The organism is Streptomyces sp. NPDC005551 (assembly GCF_042871785.1).
Classification (GTDB): domain Bacteria; phylum Actinomycetota; class Actinomycetes; order Streptomycetales; family Streptomycetaceae; genus Streptomyces.
This window is the reverse complement of the sequence record NZ_JBIAJE010000002.1, coordinates 549930-565087: the sequence shown is the minus strand read 5'-3', so window position 1 is coordinate 565087 and position 15158 is coordinate 549930. Positions and strand designations below refer to the sequence as shown.

General features: G+C 74.7%; 11 protein-coding genes. 5 read left to right on the top strand and 6 right to left on the bottom strand.

What is annotated here, in order from left to right; genetic code table 11:
- Positions 1-8 precede the first annotated feature (8 nt).
- The 3 genes from ACFYP4_RS06655 to ACFYP4_RS06645 form a co-directional block, all read right to left on the bottom strand.
- Complete coding sequence (locus ACFYP4_RS06655) at positions 9-1097, bottom strand: zf-HC2 domain-containing protein (RefSeq protein WP_388783376.1); 1089 nt, start codon at positions 1095-1097, stop codon at positions 9-11.
- The gene (locus ACFYP4_RS06650) at positions 1094-1684 is read right to left on the bottom strand and encodes an RNA polymerase sigma factor (protein ID WP_358849902.1); all 591 of its coding nucleotides are present in this window, start codon (positions 1682-1684) and stop codon (positions 1094-1096) included. The genes ACFYP4_RS06655 and ACFYP4_RS06650 overlap by 4 nt, the downstream gene beginning before the upstream one ends.
- A gap of 247 nt (positions 1685-1931) precedes the next feature.
- A complete protein-coding gene (locus tag ACFYP4_RS06645) occupies positions 1932-5000 on the bottom strand; it encodes a beta-N-acetylglucosaminidase domain-containing protein (protein WP_388783838.1) in 3069 nt (1022 codons plus the stop codon).
- Between the two features lie 643 nt (positions 5001-5643).
- Here ACFYP4_RS06645 and ACFYP4_RS06640 point away from each other — a divergent pair.
- From ACFYP4_RS06640 to ACFYP4_RS06630, 3 genes are all read left to right on the top strand, one after another.
- Positions 5644-5952: a hypothetical protein gene (locus ACFYP4_RS06640; RefSeq protein ID WP_358849904.1), complete on the top strand. Its 309-nt coding sequence runs from the start codon at positions 5644-5646 to the stop codon at positions 5950-5952.
- Complete coding sequence (gene malQ / locus ACFYP4_RS06635; RefSeq protein WP_388783372.1) at positions 5953-8304, top strand: 4-alpha-glucanotransferase; 2352 nt, start codon at positions 5953-5955, stop codon at positions 8302-8304.
- Positions 8305-8445: 141 nt separating this feature from the next.
- Positions 8446-8694 carry a hypothetical protein gene (locus ACFYP4_RS06630; protein ID WP_358849906.1) on the top strand — a complete coding sequence of 83 codons (249 nt, stop codon included), beginning with the start codon at positions 8446-8448 and terminating at the stop codon, positions 8692-8694.
- Positions 8695-8853: 159 nt separating this feature from the next.
- Here ACFYP4_RS06630 and ACFYP4_RS06625 read toward each other — a convergent pair whose 3' ends face one another.
- A complete protein-coding gene (locus ACFYP4_RS06625; RefSeq protein WP_358849907.1) occupies positions 8854-9360 on the bottom strand; it encodes a MarR family transcriptional regulator in 507 nt (168 codons plus the stop codon).
- A 137-nt stretch (positions 9361-9497) separates the two neighbouring features.
- On the opposite strand from ACFYP4_RS06625, the gene ACFYP4_RS06620 reads away from it, so the two are divergent.
- Positions 9498-10511 (top strand): EamA family transporter, encoded by a 1014-nt coding sequence (locus tag ACFYP4_RS06620; protein WP_388783368.1) that lies wholly within the window; start codon positions 9498-9500, stop codon positions 10509-10511.
- Positions 10512-10684: 173 nt separating this feature from the next.
- Here ACFYP4_RS06620 and pepN read toward each other — a convergent pair whose 3' ends face one another.
- Complete coding sequence (pepN, locus tag ACFYP4_RS06615; RefSeq protein WP_358849909.1) at positions 10685-13291, bottom strand: aminopeptidase N; 2607 nt, start codon at positions 13289-13291, stop codon at positions 10685-10687.
- Between the two features lie 112 nt (positions 13292-13403).
- On the opposite strand from pepN, the gene ACFYP4_RS06610 reads away from it, so the two are divergent.
- Positions 13404-13904, top strand: coding sequence for a DUF1203 domain-containing protein (locus tag ACFYP4_RS06610; RefSeq protein ID WP_358849910.1), 501 nt, complete (start codon positions 13404-13406; stop codon positions 13902-13904).
- A gap of 88 nt (positions 13905-13992) precedes the next feature.
- On the opposite strand, the gene ACFYP4_RS06605 is transcribed toward ACFYP4_RS06610, so the two are convergent.
- Positions 13993-15021 carry an aspartate-semialdehyde dehydrogenase gene (locus tag ACFYP4_RS06605; RefSeq protein ID WP_358849911.1) on the bottom strand — a complete coding sequence of 343 codons (1029 nt, stop codon included), beginning with the start codon at positions 15019-15021 and terminating at the stop codon, positions 13993-13995.
- Between the last annotated feature and the right edge of the window lie 137 nt (positions 15022-15158).

The window sequence follows — 15158 nt, the reverse complement described above, 5'->3', positions numbered from 1 at the left end:
TTCTGGGGTCACATCGTCTCCAGACGGTCGTACGCGGTACGGCGCGCGGCGAGGAGCAGGGCGCAGAGCGCGGCGCCCGCCGCCCAGGCCCACTGCGGCGGGGCGCCGGTGAAGTAGAGGGAGAGCTGCTCGGTGAGACGGGCCGTCAGACCCGCACCCGTGTCCGCCAGGACGGGCCCGGCCAGCGCGAGCAGCCAGCCGGCGCCCACCACCGCCGAGGCGGCCCGGCAGCCCACGTACCCGGACAGTGCCAGCGTGGCCAGCGTCAGGGCGAGGCCGGGCAGCAGCCAGGCGGCCGCCGAGGGCGCCTGCGGCAGCCGCGGACCGCCGGCCGGGAGCAGGAGGCCCGCCGCCGTCAGCAGGGGCAGGCTCACCGCGAGGACCGCGGCTGTCCGCGTGAGCACCAGCCGTAGCCCGCCGGAGGGCGACGCCGCGGCGATCTCGTGCAGGGGATCGGCGTGCCGCCCGTAGGAGAGGGCGACTCCGGCCACGGGGACGACCGGCGCGACGGCCAGCAGCAGCGGACGCGCCCCGTCGAATCCACCGCCGTACGCGAGGGCGAGCGCCCCCACGGCCACGAGCACCACCGCCCCCGCCCAGGCCCCGCGCAACGCGGGGCCCGCGGCCCACAGGACGCGCCCGATCCGCGCCCCGGCGGTACGGGTTTGCGCCAGCCGTCTCCCGGCGGTGCGGGCCGGCGTCCGCCGTCCCCCGGCGGTACGGGTTTGCGCCAGCCGTCGCCCGGCCGTACGGGCAGGCGTCAGCCGTCCCCCGGCGGTTCGGATGTGCCCGAGCCGCCCCCCGGCGGTTCGGACCCGCCCGGGCGTGGTGTCGACCGGAGCAGGCGCGGGCGGGGGTGTCCCGGGTGCGGTGCCGGCGGGCACCGGTGCCGACCGCGGGCCTGCCGCGTGCAGGACCGCGTCCCGTACCTCCGCCAGCACCGTCCCCGCCGCTCCCGCCCGTGCCGCGCGCGACGCCCGGACGGCGCACGGGGTGCAGCCCTCCAGGTGTTTCTCCAGGGACCAGGCGTCCGTCTCCGGCAGGGAGCCGTCCGTGTAGCGGGTGATCAGATCGTCGGGTGCGTGCCAGCCGGTCATGCCGGACCTCCCAGCGCGGCCGGGCCCGGCACCGGGACCGGAGACGGGTTCAGATGGGTGAGCGCCGCCCGGAGTTCGGCGCGGGCGCGCATGGCGCGGGTCTTGACCGTGCCCTCGGGGATGCCGAGGAGCCGGGCCGTCTCCCGGGTGGTCAGCCCGTCGACCACCGTCGCCCGCAGCACCTCGCGCAGCTCGGGCGAGATGCGGTCCAGCGCCGCGCCCACGTCCCCGTACTCCAGTCCGGCCAGCACCCGTTCCTCGGCGGAGGCCACCGGCACCGGTGCCTCGTACTCCACCCGCGCGGCCCGCTCCTGCACCCGGCGCGCGTCCACCAGCCGCCGGGCCGCGATCGTCCACAGCCAGCCGCCGGCCTCCTCGCCCCGGTGGGCGGCCGCCGACCGCCACACGGTCACGAAGGTGTCCTGGAGCACCTCGCGCACGACCTCGGGGTCCGCGCACCGCCGGGTCAGCCGCGTGTGCAGCCAGCCGGCGTGCCGGTCGTACAGCGCGGCCATCGCCGCCGAGTCCCCGTCCGCGACGGCCCGCAGCAGCGCCGCGTCCGTCGCGTCCTCCCGGTGGCCCCCCATGGGGCGGAACAGTCTCACACCCCGTCTATCGACCCCCGCGGCGTTCCCGGTTCACCGCGCGGGCCGCCGGTCCTTCGGTGTTCCTCGTACCGGGGCAGGCCGTACGCCCGGACGTCACCGGGGTACGCCGCACACCCCCGGACGTCACGTCACCGGGGCACACCGCGCACCCCCGGACGTCACGTCACCGGGGCACGCCGCGCACCCCCGGACGTCACGTCACCGGGGCACGCCGTACCGCCGGACGTCACCGGGCCACGCCGTACGCCTCCACCGACCAGAGCGAGTAGCCGTACCGCGTCGCCCGCCGCGCTCCCTGGACGCGCACGAACCGCACGTCCCGTTCGTCCATGCGCACCGACTCGCGGCCGCCCCGCCCGTCCCGCACCTCCGACGCCGTACGCCAGGTGCGGCCGTCCGCGGACACCTGGATCCGGTACGTGGAGGCGTACGCGTCCTGCCAGCGCAGCACCACCTGGCCCAGGCGCACCGGAGCGGCCAGTTCCATCTGCCACCAGGCGTCGTCCCGGGCGGGCGAGGACCAGCGCGTCCCCCGGTCGCCGTCGTTCGCCGCCGACGCCGGGAAGTCCGCCGTCTCGTCGCCCGAGGAACTCGCCCTCGCGTTCCGGGCGAGGTCGGGTCCCGCCGTGCGGGGGAACGCGCGGACCGTGAAGGTGCGGGTCACCCCGCCGAAACCGACCGTGACCCCGTACGTGCCCGAGGGCGTCCGGGCCGGGACGGTGACCTCGACCGGGACGTCGAGCCGCGTGCCGCGCCGCAGGAGCTCCGTCGCCGGGACCCGCGCCCTGACACCCTTGGGCGCCTTCACGGTGAGCTTCCCGCGGACGTCGGACGGGCGCAGGGAGACGAGCCGCGCCGTCACCGACCCGGTGCCGCCGATGGCCACATCCGTCCGCGTACGCCCCAACTCCAGTTTCACGAGGGGGGAGTCGGCGAACCACGGCACGAGGTGCCGTACGTGCGAGGACCCCGCCCCGGTCACCCGCAGGGCGTCCGCGCGCACCGTCGCGGAGATCTCCGTCGCGCCGCCCGGCGCGAGCGCGCCGAGACGCCGCCAGCCCTCACCGGGAACGTACGCCTCGACGGTTCCGGGCGTCCCGGGATCGGCGAGCACGGTGACCGCGGCGAGCGGGCGGGCGTGCGGCAGGCGGACGGTGCGGCCGCCCGCCGCCCGGCCGCGCTCGGCGGAGGAACCGTGCTCCGCCGACGGGTCGCGCCCGGGCGCGGAGTCGTGGTCGGCCGGTGCGTCGTCCCGCGCCGCGGGCTCGTGATCGAGACCCGCCCAGGCCTCGTACGCCTGCTGCGCCCGGGTCAGGAAGGGGTCGAGTACGCCCTTGCCGACCGTGACCCGGCTCCTGCGCAGTTCGGTCCGCAGGCCGCCGAGGGTGCGGTAGGACTGCCAGGCCGCCGTCGCGTCGCCGTCCGCCTGCGCGCGCAGCAGGGTGACGGCGGTGTCGCCCGCGTCCCCGTAGCGCGCCAACTGCCGGCTCCACGGGCGTACTTCGGTGGCCAGCGAGCGGCCGGGCAGGTGCCCTGGTGTCCCGCGCATCACGGCGAACGCGTCCCGCAGCCGCCGCGCCGCCCTGTCCGCCGCCGCGCCGTCCGGTGTCGCGCGGGTCTTCCAGAAGGCCGCGACGAGCGGGCGCAGGTACGCCGACTCGTCGCCGCCCAGAACCGACGACGCGACGTTCCCGGCCAGCGCGCTCAACGCCCGCTCACCCCCCGCGTCACCGTCGGCGAGGTCGCCGATCGCGGCCCGCCAGGAGTCCTGGGGGCGGTAGTCGCGGGGATTCCAGGCGTAGTCGGCGGCGGTGAAGAGGGGGACGCGGGAGGCCTCCGCCTGGCGCATCGCGTTGGCGAGCAGGCCCGCCGAACCCGTCGCGACCGCGGGCTCGCGGCCCCGGTACGGGCCGAGGAAGATCCGGTCCTGCGCGTAGTCGTTGACCGGGTAGTTGTCCATCGTGACCAGCGGGTGCCCGAACGCGTCCCGGGCGCCCGCGAGTTCACGGCCCGTGATTGTGCGCGGCACGACTCCCACGCCCGTCCACGCGACCTCGACGGCGTCGTCCAGCGCGCTCGCCAGCGCCCGCCGGTACGCGGTCGGGCCGTCCTGGTAGTACTCGGTCGGCATCAGCGACAACGCCGGTGTGTCCGGGTGGAGTTCGGCCAGCCGCCGGGCCACCGCGTTCGCCACCCGGGCCTGTGCCCGCGCCGCGGACTCCGGTCCCGAGCCGAACCTCTCCGCGTCCGCCGCGCAGTGCCACTCGCTGTAGCTGACGTCCTGGAACTGGAGCTGGAACGCGCGGAAGCCCAGTGCCCACATGGCGTCGAGCTTGCGTGTCAGGGCCTCGACGTCGGTGTCCGACGAGAAGCACATCGCCTGCCCCGGGGCCACGGCCCAGGCCGGGGTGACGTGATCGCGGAGCGCCCGGCCCGTCAACTCGCGGAAGTCGGCGCGCTGTCGGGCCGGATACGGCTCACGCCAGCGCGCCTGGCGGTAGAGGTCGTCGCCGGGCGCGTACAGATAGCGGTTCTGTTTGGTGCGGGCCATGAAGTCCAGCTGAGCCAGGCGCTGTTCCTGGGTCCACGGGGTGCCGTAGAAGCCCTCGGTGGTGCCCCGGACCGCCGTACCCGGCCAGTCGCGGACCAGGACGCCCGCGACTCGCCCGTCGCCGCCGATCAGCTGGCGCAGCGTCTGCACGGCGTGGAAAAGGCCGTCCTCGCCGGCGCCGGCGAGCGCGACGGTGGCCCGGCCCCCGGCCCGGCCGACTGCCAGCCGGTAGCCGCCGGAGGGGAGATCGGCGCGGGGCGGCGCGCCGAGGGCGGCGAGGGCCTTGTCCAAAGGGGTCGCGGCGCGGACACCGAGGGCGTGCGCACCGTCGGTCGCCGCGCTTCCGGCGTGCCCGCCGAAGGGGTACGCGCTCTTGCCGTCCCCGGCACCACCGTCCCCGGCACCATCGCCATCGCCGCCGGGGCCCGCGGGGCGGCCCGAGCCGGTGGTGCCGGCCGGGCGCTTCGCCCCGGTGGGCTTCCTGGCACGGTCGGTGCCTGCTGTCCCGCTGCCCGGTGTCCGACGGTCGTGCGCCGACTCGCCGTACGGCGGCACCCCGTGCGCCGATGCGCCGTGCGCCGTCCCGTATGCCGACGCGCCGTGCGCCGTCTCGTACGTCGGCCTGTCGTGCGCCGACTCCGCGCCCGCGCGCACCACCAGTGCGCCCGCGCGCGACGCGTCCGCGGGGAGCGGGTCGCTGTCACGCACCGTCGTGACCTTCCGCGCGCCGGCCTGCGACAGCATTACCCGCAACGCGTCCAGGGCGTACGGATCGGCCCCCGCGTCGGCGACCAGGATCACCTCGTCCGTCACCGTGACGGCGGAACCGCCCGCGCTCAGGGACTGCGGGCGCGGCCAGACCGACGGCAGCGCCTCGGCGCGCGGCGCCTCCGCGGCGGTGCCCCGAACCCGGGCACCCGCGGCACCCGGCGCCGCGACGGCACCCGGCGCCACCCCCAGCGCACTCGCGGCGAGGACGAACGCGAGCACGGCGGCACCCGGCCCCCGGCGGACCGGCACGGCACCCGGCCGCCGTCCCCGCCGAAGCTGTACGGCTCCCACTCCGCGCCGGAGCTGCAACAGCCCCTCCCTCGTCGTTCGGCTTTCGCCCCGCACGGCTCGGTCGGGGCGGCATCGACCCCACCACTCACGTGTCGCGGTGTCAACGGAACCGGCCGACGTGCCGCGACGCCTCTGCCGGGCGAGGGGGATCCGGCGCGCCGTGCGGCGGCGCCCCGGCAGCACCCGACCGGGTTCTGGTGGCGTGGCCACCCCTGACACAGAATGTGACCAAGAACACCTTGAGCGCGCCTGGACGTCTGCGGCCGCGCTCATTGGGTAGGGCTGCGACAACCCGCGCCCGCCGCACGACGACAAGGAGACCCACGTGGCCGCTTCGGCACACCTTCTGCTCTCGGCCCTCTCCAAACCTTCGGCGGAGTCCTCCGCCGATGCCCGCGACACCGGCTTCCCGCCGAAACAGCGGGGAGCCCGGCCCGCCCTGGTCCCCGAGTGGGACACGCTCGGACCTGCTCCGCAGGAGTGCGACAGCGCCGAGGGCTCCTGGGGCGGGACACCGCTCACCAGTGAGCCGCCGTTGCCCGACGCCGAGCCGCTGACCAGCGAGCCGCCCCTCCCCGACGCCGCCCCCCTGACCAGCGAGCCGACCTCGACCGGCGCCGCAGCGGGGGTCTAGATGGCCCCGGCCGAGCCCGCCGAGAACCCGCCGTCCGACGCCGCGTCCGCCCCGCCCGCCGAGAACCCGCCGTCCGACGCCGCGTCCGCCCCGCCCGCCGAGCCCGCCGAGAACCCGCCGTCCCGCACCGCGTCGGCCCCGCGGACCGAAGCCGCCGAAGCCGGCGAAGCCGAGTCCGCCGGGACACCGCTGTCGCGGCTGGCCGCCCTGCACGGCGTCGCCACCTCCTACCGCCCTTCCGCGGACCGCACGGTCCCCGCCTCGGACACCGCGGTCGTCGCGGCCCTCGCGGCCCTGGGCGTCGACGCGAGCACCCCGCAGGCCGTCCGCGCCGCCCTCGCGTCCCGGGAGGCCGAACTGCGCGAGCGGCTGCTGCCCCCGACCGTCGTGTCCTGGGGAGGCCGCGCGCCCGCCGTGCTCGACGCCCTGCCGGACGGCACCAGGCTCCATGTCGAGACCGAGCAGGGTGAGACCCGCGCTTCCGTCCGGGACCTCCCGGCCGGCATCCACACCCTGTGCGTCACCGCACCCGACGGCCGCACCGCCGACGCCCACCTCGTGGCCGCCCCCGCCCGGCTGCCCGCCCCGCCCGGACGCACGTACGGGCTCCTCGTCCAGCTCTACTCCCTGCTCTCCCGCCGTTCCTGGGGGATGGGCGACCTCGGCGACCTGAGCGAGCTGACCGCCTGGGCGGGCCGCGCGCTCGGCGCCGGATTCGTACAGCTCAACCCGCTGCACGCGGCCGTGCCCGGCACCCCCACCGACCCCTCCCCCTACCGGCCCTCCTCGCGCCGCTTCCCCGACCCGGTGCACCTGCGCGTCGAGGACGTCCCCGAGTTCGCCCACGCCGACGACCGCGACCGGCTCGACGACCTGCTCCGCCGCGCCGAGGCCCTGCGCGACTCCGTCCTGAACAAGGGCGCACTGATCGACCGCGACGCCGTGTGGGACCTCAAGCGCGAGGCACTCGAAGTGGTCCGCGCCGTGCCGCTCGGCCCCGGACGGCAGGCCGCCTACGGCGACTTCCTCGTCCGGGAGGGCACCGCCCTTCAGGACCACGCCACGTGGTGCGCGCTGGCCGAGGTGCACGGCTCCGACTGGCACCGGTGGCCGGCCGGACTGCGCGACCCGCGCTCGGCCGAGACCGCCCGCGCCCGGACCGGCCTGGCGGACCGCGTCGACTTCCACGCGTGGCTCGCCTGGCTCACCGACGGCCAGCTCACCGCCGCCCAGCGCGCCGCCCGTGACGCCGGCATGGACATCGGCCTCGTCCACGACCTCGCGGTCGGCGTCCACCCGGGCGGCGCCGACGCCTGGGCGCAGCAGGAGCACTTCGCCGCCGGAATGACCGTGGGCGCCCCACCGGACGCCTTCAACGCGCTGGGCCAGGACTGGAGCCTGCCGCCCTGGCGCCCCGACCGGCTGGCCGAGTCCGGCTACGCCCCGTACCGCCGGCTCCTGCGCGCCCTCTTCCGCTACGCGGGCGCCCTGCGCATCGACCACGTCATGGGCCTGTTCCGGCTCTGGTGGATCCCGCAGGGCCGGCCGCCCACGGAGGGCACGTACGTCCGCTACGACGCCGAGGCCATGCTCGCCGTCCTCGTGCTGGAGGCCTCGCGTGCCGGGGCGCTGGTGATCGGCGAGGACCTCGGCACCGTCGAGCCGGGCGTGCGGGAGGCCTTGCAGGAGCGCGGAGTGCTCGGCACCTCCGTGCTGTGGTTCGAACGGGACTGGGCCGGCGACGGCCTTCCGCTGCCGCCCGAACGCTGGCGCGCCGACTGCCTGGCCACCGCCACCACGCACGACCTCCCGTCCACCGCCGCCCGCCTCACCGGCGAGCACGTCGAACTCCGCGACAGCCTGGGCCTGCTGACCCGGCCGCTGGCGGAGGAGCGGGCCGAGGCGGCCGCGGACACGGGGGAGTGGCTGGCACTGCTGACCCGGCTCGGACTGCTGAGGGGCGACGGCGCGGGCGGGGCTGAGGGTGAACCCGAGGGCCGCGTCGCGGGTGAGCCCGAGGGCGAAGGCCTCCCGTCGGCGTCCGAGGCGTCCGAGGCGTCCGAGGAGGCCGAGATCCAGGCGGTGCACCGGTTCCTGTTGCGCACCCCGGCCCGGATGGTCGGCGTCTGGCTGCCGGACACCGTCGGCGACCGGCGCCCGCAGAACCTGCCCGGCACCTGGGACCAGTATCCGAACTGGCGACTGCCCATCGCCGACGCCGGGGGCCGTCCCGTCACGCTGGAGGAACTGGCGGCGTCACCCCGGCTGCACGCACTCCTGGACGTACTGCGGCCGAGCCCGGCGCCCCAGGCGTCCGAGTCCGCTGCCGCACCCGGCACCCCTGACCCCTGACGCCGACGGCCCCAGGGAGCGTGCCCCGCACGCTCCCGGGCCGCGGTCGGGCCCCGGCCCCGAGCCCCTCGTACGGCACCCGGGTCCTTCCTATGGCACCCCGGACGCGCGGCCGCTCCGGGCGTTCGCTACGTTTGCACCGTGGACAAGAAGAACGCCCTGCGCGCCGGCGCCCTGGCTGCCGGTACGACGCTGATGATGCTGCTCATGTCGTCCCCCGCGCTCGCGCTCACCCGCGACGACGGTGACGACCCCGGCACGGGCCTGAGCGTGATCGACACGCTGGGTCTCTACGTCGCGGCGCCGATCGTGCTGTTCCTGGTCATCGCCGGACTCGTGATGGTCCTCGACAAGTCCCAGAAGCAGCACAGGCACGAGAAGCAGGGCTGACCGCCGCCGTCCGCCTCTGATCTTCCTCGCCGAGGGAGTCCGCACCCACGGGGTGTACGGGCTCCCTCGACGCGTTTCCCGCCGGCCGCACGCGCGTCCGGCCGGCCCGTGCCGTGTCTGCGCAGCGGTGGCGGTGGCGCCACCCGACCGCGGCAGGTGTCAGCTCGCGGTACCGGCGAGCAACTGGCGTAGCAGATCGGCCAGTTGGGCCGCCTGCTTGGGGTCGAGTGTGTCGAGCGCCGTGGTCTGGACGGCGAGGCCCGCACCCACCGCCTCGTCGATCAGGCGGTACCCCTCGTCCGTGAGGGTCACCTGGAGCCCGCGCCGGTCGTGCGGATCGGGGGACCTGCGCAGCAGCCCCGCCCGCTCCAGTTTGTCGAGGCGGCCGGTCATCCCGCCGGTGGTGAGCATGAGCGTCGCCGAGAGCCGGCGGGGCGAGAGCGTGTAGGGCTCGCCGGAGCGGCGCAGGGTGGCGAGCACGTCGAACTCACCGCGGGAGATCCCGAACCGCGTGTACGCCCGCTCCATGCGGTCGCCCATCGCCCGTGAGAGGCGGAAGACGCGGCCGAAGACCTCCATGGCCCTGGTGTCGAGGTCGGGCCGTACGGCGGCCCACTGCTCGACGATCGCGTCGACTTCGTCCTGGCTCGGCGGCTTCCCGGTCATGGGAGGAGTATCGGCCCGCACGTCGGTCGGTCGCAAGAAAGTAGCTTGACGCTAAGTCGCTTAGCGCTAAGCTACTTCCTGCTGACTTACTTTTGCCGACGCGTCCAGGCGTCGGCCCACCTTGCGGAGGCACCGTCATGGCGGACGTGACACCCGGCTTCACGGGCACCACCGGACGGCGGTCCGCGACCGTCCTCCTGACCGCCCTCGCCCCGGTCTCCTGGGGCAGCACCTACGCCGTCACCACCGAGTTCCTGCCGGCCGACCGCCCGCTGTTCACCGGGCTGATGCGCGCCCTGCCCGCCGGGTTCGTGCTCCTCGCGCTGGCCCGGGTGCTGCCGCGCGGCGTCTGGTGGTGGAAGTCGGCCGTCCTGGGCGCGCTGAACATCGGGGCGTTCTTCCCGCTGCTCTTCCTCTCCGCGTACCGGCTGCCCGGCGGGATGGCCGCGGTCGTCGGCTCGGTCGGCCCGCTGTTCGTGGCCGGGCTCGCCGCGGTGCTGCTGGGGGAGCGGCCCACCGCACGCACCCTGCTCACCGGGATCGCCGCCGCCCTCGGGGTCAGCCTGGTGGTGCTCCAGGCGGCCGGGGCGCTGGACACCCTGGGCGTCCTCGCCGCCCTCGCCTCGACCGCGTCGATGTCGACCGGGACGGTGCTGACCAAGCGGTGGGGGCGCCCCGACGGCGTCGGCCCCCTGGCGCTGACCGCCTGGCAGCTCACGGCCGGCGGACTGCTGATCGCCCCGCTCGCGCTCCTCGTCGAGGGCGCGCCGCCCGCGCTCGACGGGCGGGCGGTCGGCGGATACCTCTACCTGGCGCTGGCGAACACGGCGGTCGCGTACTGGCTCTGGTTCCGCGGCATCGGCCGGCTGACCGCCACCCAGGTCACCTTCCTCGGCCCGCTCTCGCCGCTCACCGCGGCCGTCATCGGCTGGGCGGCGCTCGGCCAGACGCTGATGCCGCTCCAACTCGTCGGCATGGCACTGGCGTTCGCCGCGACGGTGGCCGGCCAGCGGGCACCGCGCCGCACCACCGGGCACCCCGGCGGTCCGGCCGCCACGCCCCACCCGGCCCCAGGCGCCCCGGCCCTCGGCACCCCCACAGCCCTTGCCGTCCCCGCCGTCCCCGCTTCCGGCACGGTCGCCCCGGAATGACCTCCGTGCCGTCCGAGTCGCGGACTCCGCGACGCTGCGGCAACCGAAAGGGGGCGCCCGGCACATCGCCGAGCGCCCCCCCTCTCACCTACGACGGGTCACGCCAGGTCCGCCGTACGACGGCGCGGAGCGCGTCCGCCACAGGACGGCTCATGCCGCCGCCGTACAGCGCCTCACGACGCCGCCGCGTCCGCCGCCTGGGCCTTCAGGGCCCGCTCGACGCCCGAGCGGGCCTCCGAGATCAGCCGCCGCAGGGCCGCGTTCGGCTCCGCGGTGGCCAGCCACGCGTCCGTCTTCGCCAGGGTGTCCTCGCTGACCTGCACGGACGGGTACAGGCCCACCGCGATCTGCTGGGCCATCTCGTGCGAGCGGGACTCCCAGACGTCCTTGACCACGGCGAAGAACCTGTCCGTGTACGGGGCCAGCAGCTCCCGCTGCCCGGTCTGCACGAAACCGCCGATCACCGCTTCCTGCATGGCGTTCGGGAGCTTGTCGGACTCCACGACCGAGGCCCAGGCCTCAGCCTTCGCCTCCTCGGTGGGCCGGGCCGCACGGGCCGTCGCCGCGTGCTGTTCGCCGGCCGCCGTGCGGTCGCGCTCGTACTCGCTCGCGATCTCCGCCTCGTCGAAGCGGCCGACCGCGGCGAGCCGCTGCACGAACGCCCAGCGCAGCTCGGTGTCGACGGCCAGGCCCTCGATGGTCTCCCGGCCGTCGAGCAGGGATTCCAGGAGGTCCAGCTGCTCCGGCGTCCGGGCGGTCGCCGCGAAGGCGCGCGCCCACGCGAGCTGGTGGTCGCTGCCCGGCTGCGCGGTGCGCAGGTGGGCGAGCGTCGCCTCGGTCCAGCGGGCCAGCAGCGTCTCGCGGGCGGCCGGGTCCGCGTACTGCTCGATCGCGAGCTTGACCTGGCGGTGCAGCGACTGCACCACGCCGATGTCGGACTCCTTGCCGATGCCGGCGAGGACGAGGGAGACGTAGTCGCGGGTCGCGAGCTCCGCGTCACGCGTCATGTCCCACGCCGACGCCCAGCACAGGGCGCGCGGCAGCGACGACTCGAAGTCGCCCAGGTGCTCCGTCACGAAAGCGAGGGACTGCTCGTCCAGGCGCACCTTCGCGTACGACAGGTCGTCGTCGTTGAGCAGGACCACCGCCGGACGGCGCTTGCCCACCAGCTGCGGTACGTCGGTCAGTTCGCCGTCCACGTCGAGTTCGACGCGCTCGCCGCGCACCAGCTTGCCGCTCGCGTCGAGGTCGTACAGGCCGACCGCGATGCGGTGCGGACGCAGCGTCGGCTCGCCCTTCGCGCCGGCGGGCAGCGCGGGAGCCTCCTGGCGGATCGCGAAGGCGGTGATGACGCCGTCGGCGTCGGTCTCGATCCGCGGCCGCAGGACGTTGATGCCGGCCGTCCGGAGCCACTTCTCGGACCAGGTGCCGAGGTCGCGGCCGCTGGTCTCCTCCAGCTTGCCGAGCAGGTCCGACAGCCGCGTGTTCCCGAAGGCGTGGGCCTTGAAGTAGGCCTGCACACCGCTGAAGAACTCATCCATGCCGACGTAGGCGACGAGCTGCTTGAGGACGGAGGCGCCCTTGGCGTACGTGATGCCGTCGAAGTTGACCAGGACGTCGTCCAGGTCGCGGATCTCGGCCATGATCGGGTGCGTGGACGGCAGCTGGTCCTGGCGGTACGCCCACGTCTTCATGGAGTTCGCGAACGTCGTCCACGACTGCGGCCAGCGCGAGTCGGGGTGGTACGCCTGACAGGCGATCGAGGTGTACGTCGCGAACGACTCGTTGAGCCACAGGTCGTTCCACCACTCCATGGTCACGAGGTCGCCGAACCACATGTGGGCCAGCTCGTGCAGGATGGTCTCGGCCCGGACCTCGTACGCGGCGTCGGTCACCTTGGACCGGAACACGTACTGGTCGCGGATGGTGACGGCGCCCGCGTTCTCCATCGCGCCCGCGTTGAACTCCGGCACGAAGAGCTGGTCGTACTTCTCGAACGGGTACGCGTAGTCGAACTTCTCCTGGAACCAGTCGAAGCCCTGCCGGGTGACCTCGAAGATGGCGTCGGAGTCGAGGAACTCGGCCAGCGAGGGCCGGCAGTAGATGCCGAGCGGCACCGACTGACCGTCCTTCTCGTACACGCTGTGGACGCTGTGGTAGGGCCCGGCGATCAGCGCGGTGATGTACGTGGAGATGCGGGGCGTGGGCTCGAAGGTCCAGACGTCGTCGTCACTGGGCTGCGGCGTCGGCGAGTTCGAGATGACGGTCCAGCCGGCGGGCGCCTTCACGGTGAACTGGAAGGTCGCCTTCAGGTCGGGCTGCTCGAACGAGGCGAAGACCCGGCGGGCGTCCGGCACCTCGAACTGGGTGTAGAGGTAGGCCTGCTGGTCGACGGGGTCGACGAACCGGTGCAGCCCTTCGCCGGTGTTGGTGTACTCGCAGTCCGCCACGACCCGCAGGACGTTGCGTCCCTCCAGCAGGCCGGGCAGCGTGATCCGCGAGTCCTTGAAGACTTCGGAGGGGTCCAGCGGGTCGCCGTTGAGGATGACCTCGTGGACGGCCGGGGCGACCAGGTCGATGAAGGACTCCGCGCCGGTCTCTGCGGAGTCGAAGCGCACCGTGGTCACGGACCGGTAGGTGCCGCCCCCGCTCCCGGCTCCGTTCGGGGTGGTGCCCCCGCTCTGCGCGTCGGAGAGGTCGAGCTCGATCTCGTACGAGTCCACGCTCAGCAGCTTCGCCCGCTGCTGTGCCTCTTCCCGGGTCAGGTTTGTGCCAGGCACGCGGTCATCTCCTCGTTATGTGTGGGTCGCGTCATCCTTCCATGGGAACCGCGCGGAACGCGATGTCCGTTTCCCGCCGGTAAGGCGGCCGCCCGGGGGCGAGTGTGGAGGCATGACGACCTGTACCGCACGACCCGTAGAGCAGACGGTGCTCGAGGAACTCCGGGACCGGGACGACGCCGGACGGCCCCTCGCGCCGTACCCGGACGAGGAGGGCGGGGCGCCGCTGCGCTGCTGTCTGCGCCGCAGCGTGCCGGGGGAGCGGATCGCTCTCGTCTCCTACGCGCCGCTGCGGCGGTGGGCCGCCGCGACGTGGGCGCGGCCCGGGGCCTACGACGAGCAGGGGCCGGTCTTCATCCACGCCGGGGAGTGCGCGGGGCCCGAGCCCGGCGGGGAGCGGTATCCCCTGGCCGGGCCGGGTGTCCTGCGGGTCCTCAGGCGGTACTCCGACGAGGGGCACATCCTGGGCGGGCGCCTGCTGGAGATCCCCCAGGACGCGGAGGCGGCGCTCGACGGGGCCCTCGCCGACGCCTTCGCCGACCCGCGGGTCGCCCTGGTCCACGTCAGGGCCGTGGAGTACGGGTGCTTCCTCTACGAGGTACGGCGGCCCTGAGGAGCCTCGGGCACCGGGACGGCTCCCGCTGCCCGGACGCCGCGGTGGCCGGGACCCTCGCCGGAGTCCCGGCCCCCGCGGACCGGCGTCAGTCCTTCAGCTCGGCCGCGACCAGCTCCGCGATCTGGACCGCGTTCAGTGCGGCGCCCTTGCGGAGGTTGTCGCTGGAGACGAAGAGGGCGAGGCCGTGGTCGACGGTCTCGTCGGGGCGGATACGGCCGACGTACGAGGCGTCCTGGCCGGCCGCCTCCAGCGGCGTCGGGATGTCCGAGAGGACGACACCCGGGGCGCCGGCGAGCAGCTCGGTGGCGCGCTCCGGAGACAGCGGACGCGCGAAGCGGGCGTTCACCTGGAGGGAGTGGCCGGAGAAGACAGGCACGCGGACGCAGGTGCCGGAGACCTTGAGACCCGGGATCTCCAGGATCTTGCGGGACTCGTTGCGGAGCTTCTGCTCCTCGTCGGTCTCGTTCAGGCCGTCGTCGACGACGTTGCCGGCGAGGGGGAGCACGTTGAAGGCGATGGGACGCTTGTAGACCTGCGGCTCGGGGAATTCGACCGCGCCGCCGTCGTGGGTCAGCCTGTCGGCGTCGGCGACGACCTTCTGCGCCTGGCCGTGCAGCTCCGCCACACCCGCGAGACCGGAACCGGACACCGCCTGGTAGGTGGCGACGACCAGCGCCTCCAGGCCCGCCTCCTCGTGCAGCGGCTTCAGGACCGGCATCGCGGCCATCGTCGTGCAGTTCGGGTTGGCGATGATGCCCTTGGGTCGGTCGGTGATCGCGTGCGGGTTCACCTCGGAGACGACCAGCGGGACCTCGGGGTCCTTGCGCCAGGCCGACGAGTTGTCGATCACCACGGCGCCCTGCGAGGCGACCTTCTCCGCCAGCGCCTTCGACGTGGCACCGCCCGCCGAGAAGAGGACGATGTCCAGGCCCGTGTAGTCGGCGGTGGAGGCGTCCTCCACGGTCACGGCCGTGCCCTTGAAGTCGATCGTCGACCCCGCCGACCGTGCCGAGGCGAACAGGCGCAGCGTCTCGACGGGGAAGTCCCGTTCGACGAGGATCCTGCGCATGACCGTGCCGACCTGGCCGGTGGCTCCGACGATTCCTACCTTCACGACGACTCCTAGCGTGCTTTTCCTGCGTACGGACGACAGGTCCCGGTGAACCCATCATGCGTCTCACCAGGCCCCGTGTGTCCAATCCTTTGCCCGAGGAATGGGACGGCGCCTGTGACGTACCCCTCGGCGGCCCC

What these genes read in the sequence shown, in the direction of transcription:
- ACFYP4_RS06650 (WP_358849902.1), bottom strand. Translation starts at nt 1,684, where the DNA reads ATGGGGGGCCACCGGGAGGACGCGACGGACGCGGCGCTGCTGCGGGCC.
- ACFYP4_RS06645 (WP_388783838.1), bottom strand. Translation starts at nt 5,000, where the DNA reads ATGCTGTCGCAGGCCGGCGCGCGGAAGGTCACGACGGTGCGTGACAGC.
- ACFYP4_RS06610 (WP_358849910.1), top strand. Translation starts at nt 13,404, where the DNA reads ATGACGACCTGTACCGCACGACCCGTAGAGCAGACGGTGCTCGAGGAA.
- malQ (WP_388783372.1), top strand. Translation starts at nt 5,953, where the DNA reads ATGGCCCCGGCCGAGCCCGCCGAGAACCCGCCGTCCGACGCCGCGTCC.
- ACFYP4_RS06620 (WP_388783368.1), top strand. Translation starts at nt 9,498, where the DNA reads ATGGCGGACGTGACACCCGGCTTCACGGGCACCACCGGACGGCGGTCC.
- ACFYP4_RS06655 (WP_388783376.1), bottom strand. Translation starts at nt 1,097, where the DNA reads ATGACCGGCTGGCACGCACCCGACGATCTGATCACCCGCTACACGGAC.
- ACFYP4_RS06625 (WP_358849907.1), bottom strand. Translation starts at nt 9,360, where the DNA reads ATGACCGGGAAGCCGCCGAGCCAGGACGAAGTCGACGCGATCGTCGAG.